This is a genomic window from Acinetobacter celticus, assembly GCF_001707755.1.
GTDB classification, from domain to species: Bacteria; Pseudomonadota; Gammaproteobacteria; order Pseudomonadales; family Moraxellaceae; genus Acinetobacter; species Acinetobacter celticus.
The window spans coordinates 308,292-331,555 of sequence record NZ_MBDL01000009.1; the positions used below are offsets into that span (position 1 = coordinate 308,292).

Here is a 23,264-nt window from a genome sequence, read left to right on the forward strand (position 1 = left end):
ATCTCGAAACTCATCAAATCTCTTTTATTGATTAATGAATCACAAAAATCTTGTTTTTTCAAAGCGATTTTGCCTCGAACCATTGCCGATGATGTGTGCATATATCGAAGATATCTAATGAATTTAAAAAAGAAAATGCCAGTCATTTTTAACTGACTGGCATTTCTATAAGTAGGGTTTTTTATTGCTTCCTACTGGTATTTTCTACTCTTTATAACTTTTACGCATTCTAAAGAAAGCCAAACCCGCCAGTGCTAGGACGCCAAATCCACCTATAGAACCACCACCACTTGAACTCGAATTCGTATCTTTTGCACCATTCAATAAACTGATCGTTGCGGTACCAGATTCAGCTCCTTCTGAGTCATAGACTTTATAGACAATATCGTATGAGAATTGGCTAAAATTATTTTTAGCTGAAAACTCCATTGTGCCACCATAACACGTGTTTTTCTCATTCACACCTGGACAAGGGCCACTATATTCAGCTGTAAAGTTTAGACCACTGGGAATATTTTCAAAGTAGATTGGAATATCTTTACCATCTATATTCTTGTGCCATAACTTCTTATCAGTTGGTAATTTTGATACAGGGCCATCTCCATCATCACTGTCATTTTCTAAAGGATTAACCCGAACTGTTAAATTGTTGTCCGTGCTTAATCCATATTGATCACTCAGTGCAATTGGGGCAATATTGCTAAACTTCGCTTTTAATATGCCTGAGGATTCAAGCTTACTGCCCGTTTTTTCTTTCAGTGTGTATTGGCAATATGCAAATTGATCTGGCGTTGTATTACCACCCTTCCGGTAAACTAATATTTTGCTTAAATTCGCATTCCACTCACAAACCAAATCAGATAAATCACCTTTTATTTGTGGCTTACCCGAACTATCCACAGTCAATTCAGTTCCAATTCCAATGGTTTTAACATCAACATCATAATTTTCAGCATTCACCATTTTATACTTTCGTTCTTCGGTACTGCCTACATTGATTTCTTGTGGTAGGGCCATTGCAAACGGGTTCATATAAATAGCACGGTAAATTAAATTATTTTTTAATTTAGATAAATAAGATTCAGCTTCTTTCAAATCTGCTTCATTGGCCAGCTTATACTCTTGACGCGCTGGTTCAGCAATATCTGCTTTTAATTGATCAATGACTGCTTGTATATCTGCGATCATTTCCTTCTGTGAAATATTACCTAAGTCGTCGACATCTGCTGCATTAAATTTCAGCATTTCAACTGAACCAATTTCACAAGAGTTCCTTAAACTGGTATTCAGCATTAAAGTAGCATCAGCATTTCGCGCAACACCACGCTGATCAAATCTAGAACAGTCATTTGCTCCAATATTTACTAAACTTACACCTGAAGCACTTTCTTTAGGGTAATACAGTGGTAAATACAGGTTATAAACTGATGCTTGCTGAAAATCAGTCAAAAGTGTCGAAAATGCCACACCCGAAATATCTAAATTTTTAGCACTATCTTTTGCTGCTTCTAGCGCTTTTGCTGGAAGAATACACTTATTTTCAGATAACTCTAGCGCATTATTGATCACGGTAAATGGTAATGTTTCATCTGGTGTCTGATTATTTAAATATCGACAAGATTGACCTTTGCCATCAGCTGTTCCGTTATATGCAATGATATTATAAGAAAAATATTTAGAGGCATTCGAGTCATAATAAAAAGTACTAAACGCATTATTTTGTACAATCGTATTGCTCTTCAAAACAATAACAGAATTAGAACTCAACCGATCCAGTTCACTAGAAACAGCTCGAATAATACTCCCATCTGAGGCACGTGCTGTATTTTTTGCAATAGTATTGGCTTCCAGACCAACCGTATTACTCCCACATAAATCCAGTACACTCAGACTATCTGCCTGACCATTATGAACAATACTGCTTTGAGAAATAGTAATAATCGGCTTATTATCATTCATATTCCCAAGGCAACTCATGGCCATCACACTACCTTTAGGCGCGTGGTTATTTTCAATTCGGGTATTATTAATTCTAATCTCTTTCTCTACATCAAGCGCAATGGTATAAATTGCACCTCCCGCTTTTACTGCTTTAGAATTCAATATTGCGCCACGAACAAGAGTAAAATTCCCACCCGCATAGACTGCACCACCATAATCTTTAGCATAACCATTTTTTAAAGCAATATCTGTTAATGTTAAATCTACGCGTGTTTCAGCCGTATTGAAAACTCGTGAATCACCCTCCTTAACTTGTATAATCGTTTGTATGTCTTCAAACTCTGGGTATTCATCCGTTAAAGCACTTCTCGTTTGATAGTTCTTTCGGCTCTTTCCTAATATTGTTACCGCAGACTCTGGCTTTAATTCACCACGCGTTAAAGTATATGTGCCTGCTTCTAATTCAATAACATCAGCTAGTCCAACACCAGTTCTGCCCGCATTACACCCGCCAAATGAGGTGTTTTTTTGGGCAGTTATAATTGCTTCACGCAGTGAACATTTATTCGGGTTTTCCCCCATTTCATCATCAAAAGTATTTACATAAATAGATTTACTATCTGCAGCCATTAATGACATGGCTGAAAGAACCATTATGCACAATAGCCCCTTTTTATACTGTTTCATGGCTTGTCCCTAATTATTATTTGAATCGACGCAAACCTAATAAGCCAAAGAGCGTTATTAGACCGTATAAACCAAAGGATCCACCAGAGGTTTCGACTGTTTTACTTTCCATTGTATTGTCTGGTTCTTGAAAAATGGTGACGGCTACATTGATGTACTTTGTTTCAACTTCTTGATTAAACCGTGTAGAGGAGGTAATCACCTGAATTTCAAAATCATCTGCACCATGCCAGTTTCCATTTGGGGTATAAGCCAAATCACCATCTAGATTAAGTTCTGTCCGACCTTTAGATACCGTATTACGTTGCTTTATCCGTAAACAACCGTCTTGCCATGGTGTACCTGCAGGATTAGGCCCTACTTCTGCATTACACTGTTCTTTTGGTAAAAGATCACTATCACCCAAGCTTGCAAGAATATTAAATTTTGCAATTTGACCCGGCTTAATATCTTGACCTAATTTACCAATACTGGTCGGAACTGTAACCTCAATTGCGCCACGGTCACACCAAATATCATTATCTAAACGTGCCGTACCACGCTGATCTGAGGCTTCACAATAAACAAAATTTTTATTTTCACTAGATTTCGTCTGCCCTTTATTCAAAATAGGGCTGGAAAATACGTCTACATACGTCAGTAAAATGCGTGGGCGTAAATACCCCAAAAATGCCTTTTCAGGTGTCGCATATGGACAGAATAATGCTGCACCATCTTCAAATAAGTTTTTACATGTAGCTTCATCATCACCAGCCAATAATTTGGGGTTTTCTACAATGGTATTTGCATTGCTACTTGCCCCAACTGGACAGTCGGCTTGAGACACCAAATTATTAAATAAAATGCTCTTATCTGTAGAAGCATTTTCAATTTGACAATCTTTAACTGAACTTGCTGTTCCATTCCCAACAATGACACTGTTGGCAACATAGCCATGATCATTCGTCACATCAAACGCGACACCGCCTGCATTTTGAATAATACTTAGGTTGTTTAACCCAATACCATTTTTAACATTCACAGCAAAGCCATTATTTTTAAAAAAGGTACTGCTGGCAATAATATTTAAGCGCGAAGGAAAAGTTAATTTTGAGGTGTCCGCTATACCATTCAAGGTATAGACAATCGCCCGACCTGAAGTACTGGTATTTCCCTTAAAGACAGAATTATAAATTTTAAAACTGGGTGCAAGCGTATAAATTGCGCCGCCATCCACGGCCTGATTATTTTCAACAAGCACGTTTCGTAGTTCGATACTACTAGACGCAATGGTCACATCTGAAGATAACCCGACGTTATAGATTGCCCCACCGAAGTTTGCGAAGCCGTTCTTTAATTTGACACTTTCTAAGGTTAAATTTTCATTGTTAAAAATAATGCCGCCTTTCTCCGCGCAGACATTTTTACCGCATCCTTGAAAGGTAATTTCTTTAATACTCACTCGAATTGATGAGTTATCATTATTATCAATATGGAAGATTTGGTCCTGACCGCTCATTTCAATTATGGCATTGTTCAGACCTGACACCGCATCTTCCGTGACAGCACTATCATAAAGCGTCTTTATATTCATAGATGCTTTAAGCTCGATCTTTTTTTCGAGTTTATAGACTTTGTTTTTTTCTAATACAATAATCGCTAAAGCATTTTTACCACCACAGCCCATATAACCAGCTTCGGGTCTGCTTTTTTCATCTATATTAAGATAGTCGACAGCTTCGCGAAGTGAACATTCTTTGTCATCTTTGACAATGTCTTCTGTGGTTGTAACAGCAATTTCTGCACTATAAGCATGTCCTGCAAAAAACAGCATACCTATCCCTATGCTCTGTTTGAGCATAACCTTCTCCTTAGTATCTTTTTATTTCTTTTTTTATTCTTTAGCCGCAAATTCCCTGCAGCATCGAATTATTTTGTGTACTTTGTCATAGCTTGAGTAATTACTCAAGAATTTTTATAGTTTATCGATATTCATCAATTAAGGCATAAATTTGGCGTAATGTGACATTGCTCAGCTTGGTTTTTTCGCCCTTAAGCAATTGAATTAATTGTTCTAACGTTTGTAACAACACCGATGCCTGATGGGGCCCATGCAATAATAAATAATCGACAATTTGCTGATCTATTTGAATTCCTCTGCGCGATAATACCGAAACCACTAAAGCCTGACGGTCTGCATATAAACTGCCATTCGGAACTCTGACACTGACAGCTTGCGTCAGGCGTGACTGTAAATCGGGCAATTCAAGTTTAAGTTCTATCGGGGCATAACGTGATGAAAATACCAGTTGCCCACCACCTTCATTATTATAATTAATTAAATGAAAAACAGCGCGTTGCCAATGTGGCACACCACTAATGGCTTCAATGTCATCTAAAGCCACCAAATCATATCGATCTAAAGCAGTTATAGCCTCAGTCGGTGCATCTAACAGTTCCAGTAAAGAGACTTGAATAGCGGACTTACCTATTTCTAAATAAGAATCGCAAATGGCAGACAATAAATGACTTTTTCCTGCGCCTGCACCACCATAAATATAGAAACGGCTCATCAACCCCGCGTGTAATTGGCGAACGCCATCAACCACATGCCCCCAACTTGGCCCAGAAAAATCGCTAATTCGGGCATCAAGCTGAGGTTCTATATCTAACTGCAATTGGCGCATATTTATGAATTGGCCTTATGAATCTTTATTGTTTGACGTATCGATCTTACTCGATTTTTCAAGATCTTGCAGAGGTTTTACCGTCGGTTCTTTGAGATCAATATCGACATTCATCTGGTCTGTTTCTATAGAAATAGAACCTGTGTTGGCATGTTGTGTAAGTACGACATTTGAGTCATATAACTGACTTTTTTCGTACCATTCACGTGCATGACGTAACAGCACAACAATAATAGCCGCCACTGGCAATGCGATTAACATACCGAGGAAACCAGCCAACTGTGCGCCCGCCAATACTGCAAAAACGACAGCCACTGGAGAAAGACCAATTTTATCGCCCAATAGGAAAGGTTGAAGAATATAACCTTCAATGGCTTGTCCAATCATGAACACCACTAAAACCAGTGCTAAATGTGTCCATTCCAAGCCAAATTGGAACAGTGCGGCAATAACGGCAGCAATAATGCCAACCCCAAAACCTAAATAAGGAATAATACTGGCCAGTCCCGCAATCATTCCAATAATTAAACCAACTTCAAGTCCAATTAACTGTAAGCCTACTGCATAAACAACGCCCAATAAAAACATCACCAGAAATTGTCCTTTAACAAATGCACCAAGTACACTGTGGCACTCACCTACAATTTTCAACGTACTTTCTTCATAAGGGCGTGGAATTAAACGACGTAGGCTTTCTAACATGCGGTCCCAATCGAGTAAGAAATAGAACGCAATAATTGGAATTAAAACAACAGTCCCACCAATTTGAATAAAGTTTAAGCCTGACTGAGCCACTTTTAACACTACAGATTGAATACTGTCCGCACTGTAATTGGTTTGAATATAATCCATAACCGCTTTAGAAATTTGGTCAGTATCAATTTCCATTGGAACAAGGTTAAACGTATGCGACAACCAAGGTAAAAACGTATAATTAACCCAATGAATACCTGCAGGAATACTGGTTTTGGCGTACATGAGCTGTTTCCACACCAAAGGCATTAAGTACCAAATCGCAATGGTTACTACTACACCAATTCCAACAAATACGAAACTGATAGACATCCAACGTGGTAAGCCTATTTTATGTAGTTTATCGACCAGAGGACTAAATAAGTACGCTATTAAAAATGCGCCAATAAAAGGAAGCACCACAGGCTTTAATAAATAAAGTACCCATAAGATGAGTGCTATGCCAGCAAGAATAAAAATGCGACGTAAGGTTTTATCACCCATGCAATTTCGCCCTTTTTTCAGTTTAATCGTTATAGTGAAAAAATATTTAAGTAAAGATAGCATTTTAGCGCATAAATAACAGATGTGTTTCGTATATTCAGGTTATAATCCCGCCCGCGAATGCGGAGACTTCATTATGAGCAACTCAACTTCTACTCCTACCACTGGTTTAAGCTATAAAGACGCGGGTGTCGATATTGAAGCGGGCGACGCGTTAGTCGATCGAATCAAATCTGTCGCTAAACGTACTGCCCGTCCCGAAGTTATGGGCGGATTAGGTGGCTTTGGTGCACTTTGTAAAATCCCTAAAGGTTATGAAGAACCTGTTCTCGTATCTGGCACCGATGGTGTAGGTACAAAATTACGTTTAGCCCTCAATTTGAACCGTCATGACACTATTGGTCAAGACTTGGTTGCAATGTGTGTAAACGATCTAATTGTTTGTGGTGCAGAACCATTATTCTTTTTAGACTACTATGCAACAGGCCACTTAAATGTGGACGTGGCGGCAAATGTCGTCACAGGTATTGGCGCTGGTTGTGAGCTAGCAGGCTGTGCATTAGTCGGCGGTGAAACTGCTGAAATGCCTGGTATGTATGAAGGCGAAGACTATGACCTTGCAGGTTTCTGTGTAGGTGTCGTTGAACAAAGCAAAATTATCGATGGCTCTAAAGTAAAATCAGGTGACGTTTTAATTGGTGTTGCATCTTCTGGCGCACACTCAAACGGTTACTCTTTACTTCGTAAAATTTTAGACGTGAAAAACGTCGATTTAACTCAAATTGTTGATGGTCGCCCACTTGCAGATGTTGCAATGGAACCAACACGAATTTACGTTAAATCATTACTTCAACTTTGCAAAGAAGTTGATGTTCATGCTATGGCACACATTACGGGTGGCGGTTTACCAGGTAACTTACCTCGTGTACTTCCAAACGGCGCTCAAGCAGTGGTGAATGAATCCTCTTGGGAATGGCCAGAATTGTTCAAACTTCTTCAACGTGAAGGTGGTGTTGAACAACACGAAATGTACCGTACATTTAACTGTGGCGTAGGCATGGTCATTGCTGTAGATGCAGCCGATGCTGAAAAAACAGTTGAATTGCTCACAAGCCTTGGCGAAAAAGCATGGAATATGGGTCATATTTTAGACAATGCTGAATCTGTAGCTGGCGCTGACGAAAAAATCCGCGTTATCTTTGCATAAGTATTTCGCATGATCAAAATTGCTGTGCTAGTTTCAGGCAGTGGAAGCAACCTGCAAGCCCTGATAGATGCCAATCTTTCAGGGAAAATTGCAGGTGTTATTTCCAATAAACCTGATACTTTTGCTTTAAAACGTGCTCAAAAAGCAGGTATTGCAACTGCTGTTATTGAACACAAACAATACCCAAACCGAGAAGCATTTGATGATGTTATGCATCAACAACTCCTTGATTGGGATATTGATTTAGTGGTTTTAGCAGGCTTTATGCGTATTTTAAGCACTAAGTTTGTGAACGCATGGGAAGGGAAAATGGTGAATATCCACCCTTCTTTATTGCCTCACTACAAAGGTATGCATACGCATCAACGTGTTTTAAATACGGGTGATACTTTGCATGGTTGCACTGTGCATTATGTGACTGCTGAATTAGATGCAGGTCAAGCTTTAGCACAAGGTGTTATCCAAGTGCATACACATGATAATCTTGCGACATTAGCAAGTCGTGTGCATGTGCTTGAACATGTTATTTATCCACAAGTTGTAGAATGGATTTGTACAGGTGCAATTCAGCATAGCGTACAAGGCGTTCTATATCGTGGGCATGTCATACAAGAGCCAGTTCAGTTCTGCAAAATCTAAAAAAATTATTTTCATAAAAAAACGCATCCTTGGATGCGTTTTTTTATGCTTCAAACATCTCAAATAGATTAAACATGCCCAGTATTTGATTGAATCAAGGACTTAATTAAATCTACCGTCTCTTGTGGCTTCTCTAATGGGAACATATGACTACCAGACATAACCTTGTATGGAATACCAAATTTCTTTTTCACCATTTGTGGAAATTTTCGTCCAATAAATGGCCCTTTTTCAGCAAAAACCAATTGAACAGGTACTTTCAGTTTTGGCTGTGGTAACCACCATAGTGATGGATTTGTACGGAAAATATTGACTTCATCCATCTTTGGAATCGTCAACTCCACCCCACCCCGTACTTTATCTTCGGTCAATGCGTAGTCAATATAAGCCTGAAAACAATCTGCATCAAAGGCTTTATAAAAGCCTTTAGGGCGCAATAATTCAGCTGCTTGCGCTCGACTTTGCCAATGATCTCTACGACGCAGTGACAAAGATGCAGGAGACATACGATCTACTGCTTTTAATTTAAATGTTTTTGCAATATGTAGCGCAAAACCATCTTTCCCCATAATCAACGGTGGGTCGAGCATAATGACTTGTGAAAACAGTTCAGGGTGTTTTAAAGCAGCCTGAAAGGTCAACACGGAACCCAATGAGTGACCTAAGCCAATCACTTTACGTCCCTGAGCCTGTTGCACAATACTATCAATCACCTGTTGCGTCAGACTGGCCCAATGATTATCAATAGGATAGCGTTTATCTGGCCCAAGTAATGACACAAAAATTATGTCATAGTCATCTTTTAACAGATCAAACAGCTTCTGGTAAACTTTAGATGGCACGCCATTGGCGTGCGCAAAGTGGATCAGTGGTTTCATTGTAATTTCGTCGTTTGCTCAGATTGAACTTGTTGAGACAATGACGTTGCAAAACCTTGCCCAATTGAACTTCCCATACGCCCTAGTACAGAATCAAAAGGACTATATTCAATAGTATAGTTCACTGCTTTGTCTGTTTTCAGTTCACGTTTTAACGTATTTAAACTGCCAACACGGTCTGCAATACCCAGTTTAATCGCTTGCTCACCTGTCCAGAACAAACCTGAGAAAATAGCTGGATCATTCGATTTCAATTTGTTACCACGGCCTTGCTTAACCGCATTAATAAAATGATCATGAACATTATCTAATAGTGCTTGAACATGCGCTTTTTGTGTAGCATCAACAGGTTGTGTCATCGACAAAATCGCTTTGTTCTCACCCGATGTCATTGTGCGGTCTTCAACACCTAACTTCTGCATTAAGCCACTTACACCATAGTTCGGCATGATGACACCAATGGAACCCACTAAGCTGGATGGATTCACAATAATTTCATCGGCAGCAGAAGCAATGTAATACGCGCCTGAAGCACCGGTATCACCAATCACTGCATAGAGTTTTTTATCCGCATGCTGTTTTTTCAAATATTGAATTTCTTGCCAGATTTCATCGGACTGAACAGGTGAACCACCCGGCGAATTAATATTTAAAACCACAGCTTTACTTTGTTTATTTTCAAAGGCTTTCTTTAATGAACGAATCGTATTAGTGCTGTTGACACTTTGCTTATCGGCCGCAATCGTACCTACAATATCAACTACAGCAATATGCGAACCTGTCGCACCAACATCTTCTGTAGATGTCGTACTGCAACTTTTACCCAATGCAATTAAAATAAATAACAAATAAGCAAAAGTTAAAAATTTAAAGAAAATTCCCCAACGACGTGCGCGCCGCTGTTCTTCAACCGAAGCCAAGACAACTTTTTCTAGCAATTTCCACTCATTGCCTGTCGGTTGTTGTTGCGTATTATGTGTTTCATTTTGAGGTTTTGGTGGCCAATCGGACATAAAAAATCCAAAAAACAGTTAAAATGTATCTCATTATATACACTGAAAATGCTAGAACTGTCTAAACAATCTATTTTATCCTATAATTAATTCATCACTTCCTTTTATTCGAATTGACAACAAGATAATGACCGATCAAAACCTGCAGAATACAACGTATCGTCTATTAAAATTTATTAGCCGTCAACCTATTCAATTTTCTCGTTTTTTTGCGAGGAATCTAGCAGGTTTAGTGAATATTTTAAAAGTTTCAAAAACATCTGAAACGATTCGTTTAAATTTAAAAATTGCACTTCCTGAATTGAGTGATGAAGCGCGTGAACAAATTACAGCACGGGCTATTCGTAATGAACTGATGTCTTATTTTGAATTTTTTAGTATTTGGGGTTCTAGTAATAAAAAAAACTTATCCCGTATCCATCATGTTTATGGCGAGCAATATTTCCATGAAGCCTTAGCTGAAAATAAAGGTTTGGTGTTGATTGTTCCCCATTTTGGTACATGGGAAATTATGAATGCTTGGTTTGCACAATATACACAAATGACCATCATGTATAAACCTGTCAAAAACCCCACTGCCGATGCCTTTGTCCGTAGTGCACGTAGCCGTGAACAAGCCAATTTAGTTCCAACAGATGAATCAGGTGTCCGCCAAATTTTTAAAGCCTTAAAACAAGGGGGTACGACCGTTATTTTACCCGACCATACACCCAATATGGGCGGAGAAATGATTCCCTATTTTGGTATCCCTTTGGCAACCAGTAATTTAAGCGCCAAGCTAATTCAAAAAACCAAAGCCAAAGCACTCTTTCTTTATGCCATCCGTCATGAACGTGGTGGTTTTGATATGCATATTGAGCCAATGGATGATGCTATTTATCAGGGTACGGCAAATGATGGTTCTAAAATCATTTTTAAAGCAATCGAAAATCTAATTCGAAAGTACCCTGAACATTACCATTGGAGCTATAAACGATTTAAAGCCAGTCCTGAAACCGATAATATTTATCATTTAAAATTAGATGAAGCTGTTGCATTGGCGCAGAGCATTCGCGAAAAGGCCCAAGAACAAAGCACAGCTGAATTCACTCCGCCAACTGAAATTATAGATTCATCTGCCAGTTAGTTTCTTTTTAGCCATTTCCAATGATCACGTGCATAACTTAAATGCACCTGATTACCCTGTTGCTTAAATTGAATGCTCCCCTGCTGTATGGTGGTTATCAATGGAATGTCTAACTGTGCCAAACGAGCTTGCGTAATTAAACTCGGATGTCCATAACGGTTAAATTTTCCTGCTGAAGCAATCACTAGCTTCGGCTTTAAGGCTTTTAAAAAGGCATAAGCAGAACTGTGTCGGCTACCATGATGACCTAAAACCAAAACATCGACCTGTAAATTCGGATAATCCTGTAACAATTGAAATTCAGTTTGCCAACCTGCATCGCCCATCAATAAAAAACTTTGATAGGGAAATCCATCTTTGAGTTGTACATACAGTACACACGAGCTTTCATTTTTATTTTGCGATGCCCATTTCACTTGTTCAGATTTTGGAGACAAAACTTCAATACTCAGCGTCTTGCTCCATTGCCAACGCTGTCCTTGCACACAATAATCAAATTTCGTCTGTGCGGGTGGGTCGAGCTTTTCACTAGAATATAACTGCTGAATAGGCAATTGATGTTTAATGGAAAAATAACCGCCACTGTGATCTTGATCCAAATGTGTTAAAACCAGCTGATCCAGTTTACTCACTGCATTTACCGACAAAAACGGCTGAATAATTTGTTTGCCAACACTGAATTTTTCTTCATTATAATGCCCTCCCATATCAACCATTATGCTACGTTGCTGATCTCGAATAAAAATGGCCTGCCCTTGTCCCACATCTAAAATCGTCAGTTCAAAAGGATAAGGCTTCGTGTCTTTCATCAATAAAGCCAACACACCTAAAACCACCCACCCCTTGGGCAATAAACCTTGAGGCATAAAGACGATTATTAACAATAGCGCCAAAAGTGCAACCATATAGCCATTTAGGGCAATTGGCTGTAATTGTGGTTCAAACAGCGCATCCAAGCCATCTAAAAAAGCCAACAGTAAACTTAGGCAAAAATCATTGAATTGAAATAATACTGCAGATAGCGATTCCGACACACTAAAGCTTAAAGCGGCCACAATATCTAAAGGAACGACGATAAGCCCTAGCCATGGAATTGCCACAATATTGCTCACAGGTGTAATCCAAGAAACTTGCTTAAAAAATAGAATCATTAAAGGAAATAAGGCACAAAAAATTTTCCACTGCGATTCAATCAATAACCGAAGATAAAACCACACTTTTTTTTGCCAAGTATGTGCTGTATTTAAGGCCTGCTGGTGTTGTTGCAAAGTTTGATAAATACGAAGCAAAATAAAACAAGCGCCATAAGACAACCAAAATGCAGCCGATAAAATACTAAAAGGATCAATGAACAATAAAAGTGAAGCACTGAACAGCAATAGTTTTAAAGGCTGAAGTTTTTGCTGTAACAGTAAAATCACACTACCTAAAACACACATCAACAAGGTTCGCACTGCTGGTATTTCAAAGCCCGCAAAAACACAATACATAGCTACACAGCAAAGAAACGGCAAAATGAGTAAATATTGTCTAGGAATCATCAAATACAATTGTGGTCGATATCTCGCAATTATTTTCTGCAATGTCCAACACACCATCATGGCAAAAATAACCACATGTGGACCTGAAATAGCCAGTAAGTGACTCATACCAAAGCGCTGAAACTGCATTTTTGTGTCTTTGCTCAGCAGACTTTCATCGCCTGTGAGTAAGGCTAATAGCAAGCCTTGATGTCTTAACGGTTGACGTTGAATAAATTCACGAAAATTTAAGCGCTGTTTTTCAATCCATAGCGGAAATTGATGAATGAGAGCTTGGTTCGATGCTAACACCCGTGAATATCCTAAAGCAGCAATTTGCTGTTCGGTTAAAGGTTCAATCTCATTCACTTTAAAACCAGAGGAGATATTTTGTTGTACGTACCATTTTTCTTGATCAAACGTACCTGCGGTCGCATAACCATGTGCTGGCCTAAGCACTCCATTTAAACGGTAATACTTTCCTAACTCGAGTTTAAGCTGCTCAGAAGCTTCTTTTGCTTTGGGCACATAAGCCAAATATTGCACAGTGGAATTTTCTATAGCATTTTTAGGCACATTCAACACAGTAATTTTTTGCTGAATGGTGTTTTCACTCAATTCATTCAAGTGTTCAATATAAACAATTAAAGTTTGAGATGAAGGCTCATGTACAACATTGGATAATCGCTGGTCTAGCGCATTATTGGCAAAACCGAAACCAAGCCATATCCCTAAAAACAGACTAAAGATGAGAGTGAAGAATGTGGCAAAAATAGAAATTTGTCGTAAATAAGGTTGTATCCATCTTTCAAACATCAACCAAATCAAAACGAAAAAAACAACCCAACCTGCAGTAATGTGGTAGTTCAGCCACATTTTTCCCATGTAGGCAATTCCTAAAATCCAGCCAAGGCAAAGCCATTGCAACATAATTGTTTTTCTTATTTATTGTTAGTGCGCGCAATAATAAAGCCCGCCGAGGCGAGCTTCAATCTATAGCGGAAAAATCAAATGAATTAGGTCTTATCTACCCAAAGTCCATCTTGCATATGTAAAACTGAGTCTGCAGACTGCGCCAAATGCTCATCATGTGTCACAATCAACATGGCCATATTGAATTCTTTACGTAACTCAGACAATAATTCAAAAATTTTCACAGCTGTTTTACGGTCTAAATTCCCTGTCGGTTCATCAGCCATCATCAACTTCGGTTTGGTCACTAAAGCGCGCGCTAAAGCCACACGTTGACGCTCACCGCCAGAAAGCTCCCCTGGCTTATGGGTTAAACGATGTGATAAACCAACACGTTCAAGCAAATATTCAGCCTGTTTTTGCACATCTTTATAATTGGTGCCTTTCCTTAACATCAACGGCATTGCCACATTTTCTAAGGCAGAAAATTCAGGTAATAAATGATGAAATTGGTACACAAAGCCAAGATGTTCATTCCGAATATAACCACGCTCTGCTTCACCCAAGGTATCAAAACGCTGTCCATGAATAAAAACTTGACCCGATGTTGGACGATCTAAGCCTCCAACTACATGCAGTAACGTACTTTTACCTGAACCACTTGAACCGACAATCGAAACAAATTCACCTGCTGCAACCTGCAAAGACAAACCACGAATGACATCAACCGTAGATTTACCATCTGTAAATGATTTGGTAATATTTTGAGCATCTAAAATTAAATTACTCATAACGCAATGCCTCCGCTGGCTGAATTTTGGCTGCACGGAAAGCTGGATAAATCGTGGCAATAAAACTGAGTCCTAAAGACAAACTGACAATCACCACAACATCTTGCCAGCGTAAATAAGATGGCAAATAATTAATAAAATACGCATCAAACATATTCAGTCCAAGTGTAGAGTTCAGCCAACCGACCAATCCACTAATACTTGATGCCGCGATAATACCTAAAATAGCACCCGATACTGTCCCAATCACACCAATCACTGTACCTTGAACCATAAAAATACGCGTGATGGTTGCAGGCGACGCACCTAAGGTACGCAAAATTGCAATGTCAGATTTTTTGTCAGTCACGACCATGACCAATGAAGACACAATATTAAAAGCAGCCACCAAAACAATAAGGAAAAGTAACAAGCTCACCATGGCTTTTTCCATCTGAATGGCACTGAACAAATTACCGTGTGTATATGTCCAATCTGATGCATAAAAATTTGCAGGCAAGTCACGTACAATTTCTTGCGACACTTGTGGGGCTGCAAAAATATCATCCAGCTTCATCCGCACGCCTTGTGCGCCATCGGGTAAGCGAAGCAAAGTTGAGGCATCATTTAAGGCGATATAGCCCATCATTGAATCAACTTCTGCACCTATACTAAAAATACCGACAATTTTAAAACGCTTGAAACGTGGTACAACCCCTGCAGGTGATGGCGTGGCTTCAGGTAGCACCAATGTGATGCTATCATTCAAGCCTAGGCCCAATGCATCGGTCATTTGTTTACCCAAGACAATACCAAATTCGCCTTTTTTTAGGTTATCAATACTGCCTTCAACCATGTGGTCCTGAATAATTGAAACCTTTTTTTCATACTTGGGTTCAATTCCCGTGACCATTACCCCAGAAACTTGGCCCTGCGCTGTGAGCATGCCTTGTAGCTGTGTAAATGGCGCCACGCCCACAACATGCTTATGTTTTTCAATTTTCGTTGCAAGTTCTGGCCAATTTGTTAAAATTTGTGTTGAAGAAACAGTGGCTTGAGGTATCATTCCCAAGACGCGATTTTTTAATTCCCGATCAAAGCCGTTCATAACAGATAAAACGGTAATAAGCACGGCTACACCTAGGGTGAGACCGATCATGGAAACCAGAGCAATAAAAGAAATAAAGTGGTTACTGCGCCGTGCGCGAGTGTATCTCAACCCTATATATAGCGAGATTGGTTTAAACATAACCATCTAGTCCGAGGTAATAATTATGGAAAATGTACAGCATCAAAGCGAAACGACGGAACGTCGCGTCATGTCACGTATCGATGCTGCCTTGCGAATTAATTATCAGATTATTTCTGATGATGTTGCGCTGAATGACCCTTACGATCCTAATTTTGTCTTGCCACGCTATTTTCTACTACTTGCAGAATTAGATCAATTTGATCATGCGCTTAACTACGAATTAGAACAATTAGCTGAAAAAGATCAACAAATTGCTCGAATATTATCCTTATTTAATAAAAAGTTAAACCTTATTACAGGTTCTTTATACGACACCATTGTACAAAGCATGTTACCGATTCCAGAACATGTGAACTTTTCAGAGACAGGTTTAAGCTTTTTTAGTGAGCGCCCAATTAAGGAGGGCACTTATTTACATGTGACTTTAAGTCACCCAGAAAACTTCTTTCACATTGCAGCAACTACTCAAGTGGTTTACAGCCGTGAAGAAGAAAATGGGCAATATCGTACAGGTGCGTACTTTATTAGCTTACATCCTCAGGACCGTGTGAAACTAGCAGAATCTGTTTCACTGTCCTCATTTAAAGTTTAATCAATCTGTTTTCATTTTGTGGGCGAGCGCTCTACTCGCCTTAAAATCTTGATAAAAATAGGCAAATAACCCTGAAAGTAACACTGCCGCACCAAGTAAAACCATCATGGTAATTTTTTCATCATTTAATATAGCACCCACCACCAATGCAAGAATGGGTGTAAGTACTGTCGTTAATGACAGCGTTGCGGGCTGAATGTTTTGTACCAGTTTGAAATAGCAAAACATTGCGACCAGCGATGCCATAACGACCGAATAGCTCAAACCAATAAGAGACCTTAGACCTGGCATCTCTGTCGGTGCGTAAGACCAAATAAATGGCAACATACAAGCAGCAAATAGGCTAGAAACCATAATTGAACCCGTTGCTTGCGCCATCGGTTCTAACGGTGCACCAATTTTTTTAACCCAGAAAATAGAGGCACAATAAATAAAGACACTCAGCAACATCAACCCAATACCCAATGGTTTTACCTGATGTTCACTGCCACCCAAACAAATAATGCCTAAGCCAGTGACCGCAATTAACATACCCAGCCATTGCATACGGCGCAAATGAATATGAAATACAAAATAGCCAATAAGCCCCGTAATAATCGGCGCAAGCCCAAACATTAAAGCGATAATGCCTGAACTTAAGTAAGTTGCTGCTAAATAAGTAAAAAACTGTGAACCAATAAAACTACAAGCGCCTGCAAGATAGCTATGTAACGACTGTGCATTAATGGGAAATTTAGCACGAACAATCAAAAGTAAAACAATAGACAAAGGCAAAGCAATAAAGAAACGCAATGCCAAAGCCCATAGGCTATGCAAATCTGTCACGCTCCAAATAATGGCTAATGGCGTGGTTGCCCAAATTAAAACCAATAAGACATATGTGGACATAAGATTTATTTTTGACGGTGTCATAAGCTTATAGATTCGCCGTTTTACGTTTTTGTTTCTGAATGGTCTGATCTAAACTACTAGAAAATTCACGCTTATCACGTTCTGAAATAGGCGGTGGTCCACCCGTTTGTACCCCTGCACCACGCAGGCTGTCCATAAAGTCACGTAAATGTAGCCGTGCTTTTACATTTTCTGTGGTGTATACCTCACCACGTGGGTGAATGGCAATGCCACCTTTTTCAATCACTTCTGCAGCCAACGGAATATCTTGTGTCATGACAATGTCATGCTCTTTCATACGTTCAATAATTTCTTTATCGGCAGCATCTGCACCGCTCATGACTTGAATAGAGTTAATACGAATTGAAGGCGTAATTCCCACATTTTGATTTGCAACAAAAGTGACTTCTAGTTGATAACGATCTGAGGCCCGAAGAATCACTTCACGCAAAATTTTAGGCAATGCATCTGCATCAACCCAAAGTTTAAATGGCAACACAATGATATCCAGTAGAAAAAACGAGAATCTTATTTTAACAAATCTATATGAGATAATTCAGTGAAACTATAGACAATTATGTAAGGTACGATTAAAGATTGATAAATCCAATCACCTAAATACTGACATGAGTTTAAATTCAGCCAGATCTAAATTAAAACAAAAATCTATTCTGCTATTTTGTGACATTTACAAGTTAAACGATATTTTTAACATGACAGACTTGAAAATTTCAAATAACCCTCGATTTAATAAATAAATACAACCCTATATCAATGGTGCATATGAAAAATCAAAACAGACCAGAAATTATCACTATTGAAGATCAAAACTTTGGTAGCCATGTCGAACATTGGAATTTGCTCACAGCTCAACCAAACACAGAAGTTCCTCAGTGGTTAGGTCAAGCGCTTGATGCACCAGTCATGCCAATGGGTTTATGCAAAGCAGAATGCGATATGGATGCCAATATTTGGCTGATTCAAGGCCCCAATAAAGCACCGGTTCAGTTAGCACAAGTGATTGAAGTTGAAAACAATAAACCGAAAGCGGTAAAAACTGCATTTCCTTGCTTCGACAGCCCTTACAAAATTAAAGCCAGTATCGACCGTATTATTACCTGTAAATCTAATGTTCAAGCAGTGCTCTGTCTAAACTTAGGTGCCGATACTGCCGTCTATGCATTTGATAGTCTTTACAGTGTAAACCATGACCAATACCAAAAAGACCAAGAGTATTTGGTGCAATTGAATGGCTGGGCTTATGAATTAGAAGCGGTCGCAGACCATGAACATCTAATTGTTGATGATCCTGCATCAATCAAACACCACCGCGCACTCAATGATATTTTAGCCGCCAATAATGGGGTTGCTCCCGCCAATCTTCAGGAACAAATTGAAGCATGGCAACCTAAATCTGATGATGACAAAGAACCCGTCACTGTCGATTTTTCTAAAATGGTCGCATACTTATACGGCGAAAATATGGGGCAAGAAGATGAAGCTTGGTTCCAAGGCAATATTGTAGGTAAATCGTCCATGCAATTTATGGATCAAGAATATACCTTATATGATGTCACGCTCATTCATGAAGAAAACCAACCTGCGGTTTTAATTCGTATTGCAACCAAAAATGCGGACTACAAAAACTTTAACATTGGTCAATTTATTCGTGGCAATATTTGGATTCAAGCCAATATTTACGCAAAATCTGCTTAATTTTCTTTAAAAAAACCGCTTTAATCTATAGCTAAGATAGATTAAAGCGGTTTTTTTATGGCGAAACTTTTCTTCACTTAAAGCGTTTAAATTATTTTTTCATCATCACGCAGATAAACTGAGTCAGTTTAGAGAAATCATTTCAAACACGCGCAAGAGAACAGTGTCAAAGAAATTATCAACATTATTAAAAATTGCATGTGGAAGCATATTAAAAAATGGACTAATCCATCAATATCATGATTAAAATTTTAAAAAACAGAGATGATATAAAACAATATAGAGGCTTAAGATTTTAATTTTTAATATATTTAGGATGAATTAGGACTTTAAAAAAAGCGAAAATGGTGCGCTCAGCGGGACTCGAACCCACGCCACAGGCTTCGGAGACCTGTACTCTATCCAGTTGAGCTATGAGCGCGCGTGCACATCATAACAAAAAAATCAGTAAGGTAAAGCACCTATCTACCACTCAGGCATTTTAGTGCCTATCCTTTATACAATGTTCTAAATTTGCAACGCAGAATTCCCTGCGAATTACTTGGTTTATTGTGTCAGATCACTCACAATACTCACATTATTACGAGGTGAGATGTTTATGACTGATGCATTGATGTTAAAAGATTTGTCTAAAACCTATAAAAATGGGTTTCAAGCACTTAAAGGTATTAACTTAACTGTACCTGAAGGCGAATTTTATGCACTTTTGGGGCCAAATGGTGCAGGCAAATCGACAACTATCAGTATCATCAGTTCTTTAACCAAGAAAACTGCGGGTACAGTCGAAATTTTTGGCCATAATTTAGAAACTCACCCATCTCAAGCCAAACAATGTCTAGGCATCGTTCCGCAAGAATTTAATTTTGGTCAATTTGAAAAAACATTTGATATTTTAGTGACTCAAGCGGGTTATTACGGCATTCCTAAAAAAATTGCAGAACAACGTGCCGAACAATATTTAGAAAAGCTTGGTCTTTGGGATAAACGTGGCATACAAGCGCGCATGCTTTCTGGTGGTATGAAACGTCGTTTAATGATTGCACGTGCCATGATGCATCAACCCAAACTACTGATTTTAGATGAACCTACTGCGGGTGTAGATATTGAATTACGCCGTTCGATGTGGGATTTCCTCACAGAAATGAATGAACAAGGCACATCAATTATTTTAACAACGCACTACTTAGAAGAAGCTGAGATACTTTGTCGCCGTATTGCCATTATTGACCGTGGCGTGATTAAAGAAGATACCAGTATGAAGAACTTCCTGAATCAACTCAGCGAAGAATCTTTCATTTTCGATTTAGCCGAACCTATTCAACCCTTGAACTTAGATATTATTGGCGTACGTTTCAATTTAATTGATTCCGTCACTTTAGAAGTCACTATGGATAAAGCACATAGCTTAAACCAGTTATTTTTGCTTATGGAATCTCAAGGTATTCAAGTTCGTAGTATGCGTAATAAATCAAATCGTTTAGAAGAACTCTTTGTGAAAATGGTAGAAAAAAATCTTGAAGGAGATGCGCAATGAATTTTAATCAATTAAGTATTGCGCTTTATACCCTCGTTCATAAAGAAATTCGTCGTTTCATGCGAATTTGGCCACAAACCTTGCTACCGCCTGCCATTACTATGAGCCTGTATTTTGTCATTTTTGGCAATTTGGTGGGTTCGCGTATTGGGCAAATGGGCGGTTTTAGCTATATGCAATATATTGTCCCTGGCCTAATTATGATGGCCGTCATTACCAATAGTTATTCGAATGTTTCTTCTAGTTTCTTTAGTGCGAAGTTTCAAAAAAGCATTGAAGAACTGATTATGAGCCCTGTTCCACTCCATGCCATTTTATGGGGTTATATTTTAGGTGGGGTATCTCGTGGTGTTCTGGTCGGCATTATTGTCACCACCATGAGTCTATTTTTTACTGACTTATATATTACCAATTGGTTTGTCACTATATATACTGTGCTCATTACATCTTTTTTATTTTCTTTAGGTGGATTCATCAACGCGGTTTATGCCAAATCATTTGATGATATTTCCATTATTCCCACATTTGTCTTAACGCCCCTGACCTATTTAGGTGGTGTGTTTTATTCAATTTCGGCATTAAGCCCATTTTGGCAAAACTTATCTTTAATCAACCCCATTGTCTATATGGTCAATGCCTTCCGTTTTGGTATTTTAGGCCATAGTGATGTCAATGTTGGCATCTCTTTGGGTGTTGTAACTTTCTGTTGCGCTGTACTCTATGGTGTTGCGTACTATTTACTTTCTCGTGGATCAGGAATGCGTGAATAATGAGTGTAGAACATTCTCTTTTAGGTAAAGACACCAATTACCCAACGGCTTATCAACCTGATGTGCTGTTCCCTATTTCACGTGCTCCAGCGCGTGAAAACTATGCCCATGTTGACGCGATTCAACAAGGCAAAGACTGGTGGCATATTTTTGAAATATCTTGGCTCAATCATGCAGGTATTCCACAAGTAGCCATTGGTCGTTTGACCTTACCAGCATCATCTCCTAACTTGATTGAATCGAAATCTTTAAAGCTCTACTTTAATAGTATGAACTTTACCCAGTTCGACAGCAAAGAGACTTTTATTGCCACAGTTGAAAAAGACTTATCTTTGGTCGTTCAAGCTCCTGTGACCATTGATCTGTTTCAAGCGGATGATTTAGCAATTACACAGCCTGAAGGGATTTGTATTGATGAATTATCGCCAGAGCGCTTAGAAAACCATCCAGATGCAAGCTTATTAAAACTGGACACCGAAAACCCAGAAGATATAGAGGTACAACTGTACTCACATTTGCTCCGAAGTAACTGCCCAGTCACGGGACAGCCTGATTGGGGAACAGTTTTTATTCGCTATCAAGGTAAAAAACCTTGTTATCGCAGTATTTTAGCTTATATTATTTCGTACCGTCAGCATAATGGCTTTCACGAACAATGTGTTGAACAGATGTATGCCGATATTTGGCAACTCTTAAAGCCAGAAAAGCTGATGGTATATGCAACTTATACGCGTCGTGGTGGTTTAGATATTAACCCTTGCCGTGTATCAGATTTAACATGGATGCCTCGCCCAATTCGATTGGCGCGACAATAAAATAAAGAACATTGAGGTTGAAACGATGCCATTTTTTGGTTTTATTCCATCAGAAGCACTCTTAGAGAGTATTCAAACAGGCCATCAAAAAAAGAATTCCAGTGAACCACTTTATCCTTTACGGGATAAAACGGCTTTATTGATCAATGATGAAATCATTGATGCGACAATTCTAGGACCTGTGCACTTATTTCCAGCCAGCGATAAACGTGATACTGCTGAAAAATTAGCAGGCTACGTCAAATCTACTGTTGCGGTTTTACTCAAACAGTTATTGGGGAAATCATCGAACGATGTGGTGCAACAATCTATTGAATTTTCTGAAAAGAGTCTATTTCAAGATGCTTCGGGTGCATATCGCGTCGGTGAGACTTTAGATGCCACTTTGGTGACTAATCTAAAATCGACGTATCAAGATATTAAAGCAGGAAATAACATCGATAAAACAGCTTTTGCTACTTTATATAAACAGTTTGCAGAAGCCACTGTTCGCCACTTCATGAATGACTTTAATAAGACCTTAGATTTGGGCCTAATTAAGCGCAAAGCTGCAGACCTAGGCTCTATGGCGGTTATTAAAGCGATTCATATTGCGATTGATAAAATCTTCCCCAATTTAACCAAGGAAGAACTTGGTGCACTGGCAGAAGCGCACGACCCAATGTTCAATCTTTAATCAACACCACGCTAAGTTAAAAAAACCGTACTTTCAATATTCAAAAAGTACGGTTTTTTTATGAACGCTTAAATGACGTTTTACAATCTGATTACTGCCAGTAAATAAAATTAGAGCATTATTTTTTAAATTCAGCCAAAATTTAACTCAAAAACCTGTTTTTCATCGCAATAACGATATAGATGCAAAATCAATAAACACTTTTCTCTTCATTTTTAAGCCATATGCATTGCCTCAAATCATCTTCGTTGCGCCTAAATCATTTTTTATATTTTTATCAATGGCTCATCTGTCTAATCAAAAACAATAAACTGTATTTCTCCTCATCTGACCGATCTTCTAAAAAAGACATTCATTGCCTATTTAAGTACAAAATATGGATTCTCTACTCTATATATGTATAACTCTGTTTGATTTTTTAGA

Annotated in this window: 20 protein-coding genes and 1 tRNA gene; 9 read left to right on the forward strand and 12 right to left on the reverse strand. The window is 38.7% G+C overall.

Annotated elements, in window-relative coordinates; translation table 11 throughout:
* Nucleotides 1-204 precede the first annotated feature (204 nt).
* The 4 genes from BBP83_RS08240 to cxpE form a co-directional block, all read right to left on the reverse strand.
* On the reverse strand, nucleotides 205-2,628 hold the full coding sequence (locus tag BBP83_RS08240; protein WP_068887351.1) for a CSLREA domain-containing protein: 2,424 nt from the start codon (nucleotides 2,626-2,628) through the stop codon (nucleotides 205-207).
* Between the two features lie 16 nt (nucleotides 2,629-2,644).
* A complete protein-coding gene (rbtA, locus tag BBP83_RS08245) occupies nucleotides 2,645-4,468 on the reverse strand; it encodes a rhombotarget A (RefSeq protein WP_068887353.1) in 1,824 nt (607 codons plus the stop codon).
* A gap of 121 nt (nucleotides 4,469-4,589) precedes the next feature.
* Nucleotides 4,590-5,294 carry a DnaA regulatory inactivator Hda gene (hda, locus tag BBP83_RS08250; RefSeq protein WP_068887355.1) on the reverse strand — a complete coding sequence of 235 codons (705 nt, stop codon included), beginning with the start codon at nucleotides 5,292-5,294 and terminating at the stop codon, nucleotides 4,590-4,592.
* A 15-nt stretch (nucleotides 5,295-5,309) separates the two neighbouring features.
* Nucleotides 5,310-6,530 carry a chloramphenicol efflux transporter CxpE gene (cxpE, locus tag BBP83_RS08255; protein WP_068887357.1) on the reverse strand — a complete coding sequence of 407 codons (1,221 nt, stop codon included), beginning with the start codon at nucleotides 6,528-6,530 and terminating at the stop codon, nucleotides 5,310-5,312.
* Between the two features lie 136 nt (nucleotides 6,531-6,666).
* Between cxpE and purM the strand changes: the two genes are divergently transcribed.
* Nucleotides 6,667-7,737, forward strand: coding sequence for a phosphoribosylformylglycinamidine cyclo-ligase (gene purM, locus BBP83_RS08260; RefSeq protein ID WP_068887359.1), 1,071 nt, complete (start codon nucleotides 6,667-6,669; stop codon nucleotides 7,735-7,737).
* A 9-nt stretch (nucleotides 7,738-7,746) separates the two neighbouring features.
* Entirely contained in the window at nucleotides 7,747-8,376 is a 630-nt protein-coding gene (gene purN / locus BBP83_RS08265; RefSeq protein ID WP_068887361.1) for a phosphoribosylglycinamide formyltransferase, read from the forward strand.
* Nucleotides 8,377-8,444: 68 nt separating this feature from the next.
* Here purN and BBP83_RS08270 read toward each other — a convergent pair whose 3' ends face one another.
* Together BBP83_RS08270 and sppA are read right to left on the reverse strand one after the other, a co-directional pair.
* Nucleotides 8,445-9,254 carry an alpha/beta fold hydrolase gene (locus tag BBP83_RS08270; protein ID WP_068887363.1) on the reverse strand — a complete coding sequence of 270 codons (810 nt, stop codon included), beginning with the start codon at nucleotides 9,252-9,254 and terminating at the stop codon, nucleotides 8,445-8,447.
* Nucleotides 9,251-10,267 (reverse strand): signal peptide peptidase SppA, encoded by a 1,017-nt coding sequence (gene sppA, locus BBP83_RS08275; RefSeq protein ID WP_068887365.1) that lies wholly within the window; start codon nucleotides 10,265-10,267, stop codon nucleotides 9,251-9,253. The genes BBP83_RS08270 and sppA overlap by 4 nt, the downstream gene beginning before the upstream one ends.
* Before the next feature lie 127 nt (nucleotides 10,268-10,394).
* Here sppA and BBP83_RS08280 point away from each other — a divergent pair, with 127 nt between their 5' ends.
* Nucleotides 10,395-11,393: a lysophospholipid acyltransferase family protein gene (locus BBP83_RS08280; RefSeq protein WP_068887367.1), complete on the forward strand. Its 999-nt coding sequence runs from the start codon at nucleotides 10,395-10,397 to the stop codon at nucleotides 11,391-11,393.
* Here the strand turns inward: BBP83_RS08280 and BBP83_RS08285 are convergent.
* The 3 genes from BBP83_RS08285 to BBP83_RS08295 form a co-directional block, all read right to left on the reverse strand.
* Complete coding sequence (locus tag BBP83_RS08285; RefSeq protein ID WP_068887369.1) at nucleotides 11,390-13,843, reverse strand: DNA internalization-related competence protein ComEC/Rec2; 2,454 nt, start codon at nucleotides 13,841-13,843, stop codon at nucleotides 11,390-11,392. The two genes, BBP83_RS08280 and BBP83_RS08285, sit on opposite strands and share 4 nt — an antisense overlap.
* An 86-nt stretch (nucleotides 13,844-13,929) precedes the next feature.
* Nucleotides 13,930-14,616 (reverse strand): lipoprotein-releasing ABC transporter ATP-binding protein LolD, encoded by a 687-nt coding sequence (gene lolD, locus BBP83_RS08290; protein WP_068887371.1) that lies wholly within the window; start codon nucleotides 14,614-14,616, stop codon nucleotides 13,930-13,932.
* Nucleotides 14,609-15,844, reverse strand: coding sequence for a lipoprotein-releasing ABC transporter permease subunit (locus BBP83_RS08295; protein ID WP_068887373.1), 1,236 nt, complete (start codon nucleotides 15,842-15,844; stop codon nucleotides 14,609-14,611). The genes lolD and BBP83_RS08295 overlap by 8 nt, the downstream gene beginning before the upstream one ends.
* A gap of 25 nt (nucleotides 15,845-15,869) precedes the next feature.
* Between BBP83_RS08295 and BBP83_RS08300 the strand changes: the two genes are divergently transcribed.
* Nucleotides 15,870-16,439, forward strand: a complete 570-nt coding sequence (locus BBP83_RS08300; RefSeq protein ID WP_068887375.1) for a PilZ domain-containing protein — start codon at nucleotides 15,870-15,872, stop codon at nucleotides 16,437-16,439.
* Here BBP83_RS08300 and BBP83_RS08305 read toward each other — a convergent pair whose 3' ends face one another.
* A complete protein-coding gene (locus BBP83_RS08305) occupies nucleotides 16,440-17,351 on the reverse strand; it encodes a DMT family transporter (protein WP_068887377.1) in 912 nt (303 codons plus the stop codon).
* Between the two features lie 4 nt (nucleotides 17,352-17,355).
* Complete coding sequence (locus BBP83_RS08310) at nucleotides 17,356-17,829, reverse strand: YaiI/YqxD family protein (protein ID WP_068887379.1); 474 nt, start codon at nucleotides 17,827-17,829, stop codon at nucleotides 17,356-17,358.
* Nucleotides 17,830-18,113: 284 nt separating this feature from the next.
* Between BBP83_RS08310 and BBP83_RS08315 the strand changes: the two genes are divergently transcribed.
* A complete protein-coding gene (locus BBP83_RS08315) occupies nucleotides 18,114-19,046 on the forward strand; it encodes a hypothetical protein (RefSeq protein ID WP_068887381.1) in 933 nt (310 codons plus the stop codon).
* A gap of 345 nt (nucleotides 19,047-19,391) precedes the next feature.
* Here the strand turns inward: BBP83_RS08315 and BBP83_RS08320 are convergent.
* A tRNA-Arg gene (locus BBP83_RS08320) sits at nucleotides 19,392-19,467 on the reverse strand.
* Nucleotides 19,468-19,644: 177 nt separating this feature from the next.
* Between BBP83_RS08320 and BBP83_RS08325 the strand changes: the two genes are divergently transcribed.
* From BBP83_RS08325 to BBP83_RS08340, 4 genes are read left to right on the forward strand one after another with little or no spacing between them, the layout of a single operon-like run.
* Entirely contained in the window at nucleotides 19,645-20,580 is a 936-nt protein-coding gene (locus BBP83_RS08325; protein ID WP_068887383.1) for an ABC transporter ATP-binding protein, read from the forward strand.
* Entirely contained in the window at nucleotides 20,577-21,350 is a 774-nt protein-coding gene (locus tag BBP83_RS08330; protein ID WP_068887385.1) for an ABC transporter permease, read from the forward strand. Before BBP83_RS08325 ends, BBP83_RS08330 begins: the two co-directional genes overlap by 4 nt.
* Entirely contained in the window at nucleotides 21,350-22,165 is an 816-nt protein-coding gene (queF, locus tag BBP83_RS08335; RefSeq protein ID WP_068887387.1) for an NADPH-dependent 7-cyano-7-deazaguanine reductase QueF, read from the forward strand. Before BBP83_RS08330 ends, queF begins: the two co-directional genes overlap by 1 nt.
* 25 nt (nucleotides 22,166-22,190) lie before the next feature.
* The gene (locus BBP83_RS08340) at nucleotides 22,191-22,841 is read left to right on the forward strand and encodes a hypothetical protein (RefSeq protein ID WP_068887389.1); all 651 of its coding nucleotides are present in this window, start codon (nucleotides 22,191-22,193) and stop codon (nucleotides 22,839-22,841) included.
* Nucleotides 22,842-23,264 lie beyond the last annotated feature (423 nt).

Bases quoted from the DNA above. Each gene is read 5' to 3' on its own strand.
- BBP83_RS08240 (WP_068887351.1), bottom strand. From the start codon at position 2,628: ATGAAACAGTATAAAAAGGGGCTATTGTGCATAATGGTTCTTTCAGCC.
- rbtA (WP_068887353.1), bottom strand. From the start codon at position 4,468: ATGCTCAAACAGAGCATAGGGATAGGTATGCTGTTTTTTGCAGGACAT.
- hda (WP_068887355.1), bottom strand. From the start codon at position 5,294: ATGCGCCAATTGCAGTTAGATATAGAACCTCAGCTTGATGCCCGAATT.
- cxpE (WP_068887357.1), bottom strand. From the start codon at position 6,530: ATGGGTGATAAAACCTTACGTCGCATTTTTATTCTTGCTGGCATAGCA.
- purM (WP_068887359.1), top strand. From the start codon at position 6,667: ATGAGCAACTCAACTTCTACTCCTACCACTGGTTTAAGCTATAAAGAC.
- purN (WP_068887361.1), top strand. From the start codon at position 7,747: ATGATCAAAATTGCTGTGCTAGTTTCAGGCAGTGGAAGCAACCTGCAA.
- BBP83_RS08270 (WP_068887363.1), bottom strand. From the start codon at position 9,254: ATGAAACCACTGATCCACTTTGCGCACGCCAATGGCGTGCCATCTAAA.
- sppA (WP_068887365.1), bottom strand. From the start codon at position 10,267: ATGTCCGATTGGCCACCAAAACCTCAAAATGAAACACATAATACGCAA.
- BBP83_RS08280 (WP_068887367.1), top strand. From the start codon at position 10,395: ATGACCGATCAAAACCTGCAGAATACAACGTATCGTCTATTAAAATTT.
- BBP83_RS08285 (WP_068887369.1), bottom strand. From the start codon at position 13,843: ATGTTGCAATGGCTTTGCCTTGGCTGGATTTTAGGAATTGCCTACATG.
- lolD (WP_068887371.1), bottom strand. From the start codon at position 14,616: ATGAGTAATTTAATTTTAGATGCTCAAAATATTACCAAATCATTTACA.
- BBP83_RS08295 (WP_068887373.1), bottom strand. From the start codon at position 15,844: ATGTTTAAACCAATCTCGCTATATATAGGGTTGAGATACACTCGCGCA.
- BBP83_RS08300 (WP_068887375.1), top strand. From the start codon at position 15,870: ATGGAAAATGTACAGCATCAAAGCGAAACGACGGAACGTCGCGTCATG.
- BBP83_RS08305 (WP_068887377.1), bottom strand. From the start codon at position 17,351: ATGACACCGTCAAAAATAAATCTTATGTCCACATATGTCTTATTGGTT.
- BBP83_RS08315 (WP_068887381.1), top strand. From the start codon at position 18,114: ATGAAAAATCAAAACAGACCAGAAATTATCACTATTGAAGATCAAAAC.
- BBP83_RS08325 (WP_068887383.1), top strand. From the start codon at position 19,645: ATGACTGATGCATTGATGTTAAAAGATTTGTCTAAAACCTATAAAAAT.
- BBP83_RS08330 (WP_068887385.1), top strand. From the start codon at position 20,577: ATGAATTTTAATCAATTAAGTATTGCGCTTTATACCCTCGTTCATAAA.
- queF (WP_068887387.1), top strand. From the start codon at position 21,350: ATGAGTGTAGAACATTCTCTTTTAGGTAAAGACACCAATTACCCAACG.
- BBP83_RS08340 (WP_068887389.1), top strand. From the start codon at position 22,191: ATGCCATTTTTTGGTTTTATTCCATCAGAAGCACTCTTAGAGAGTATT.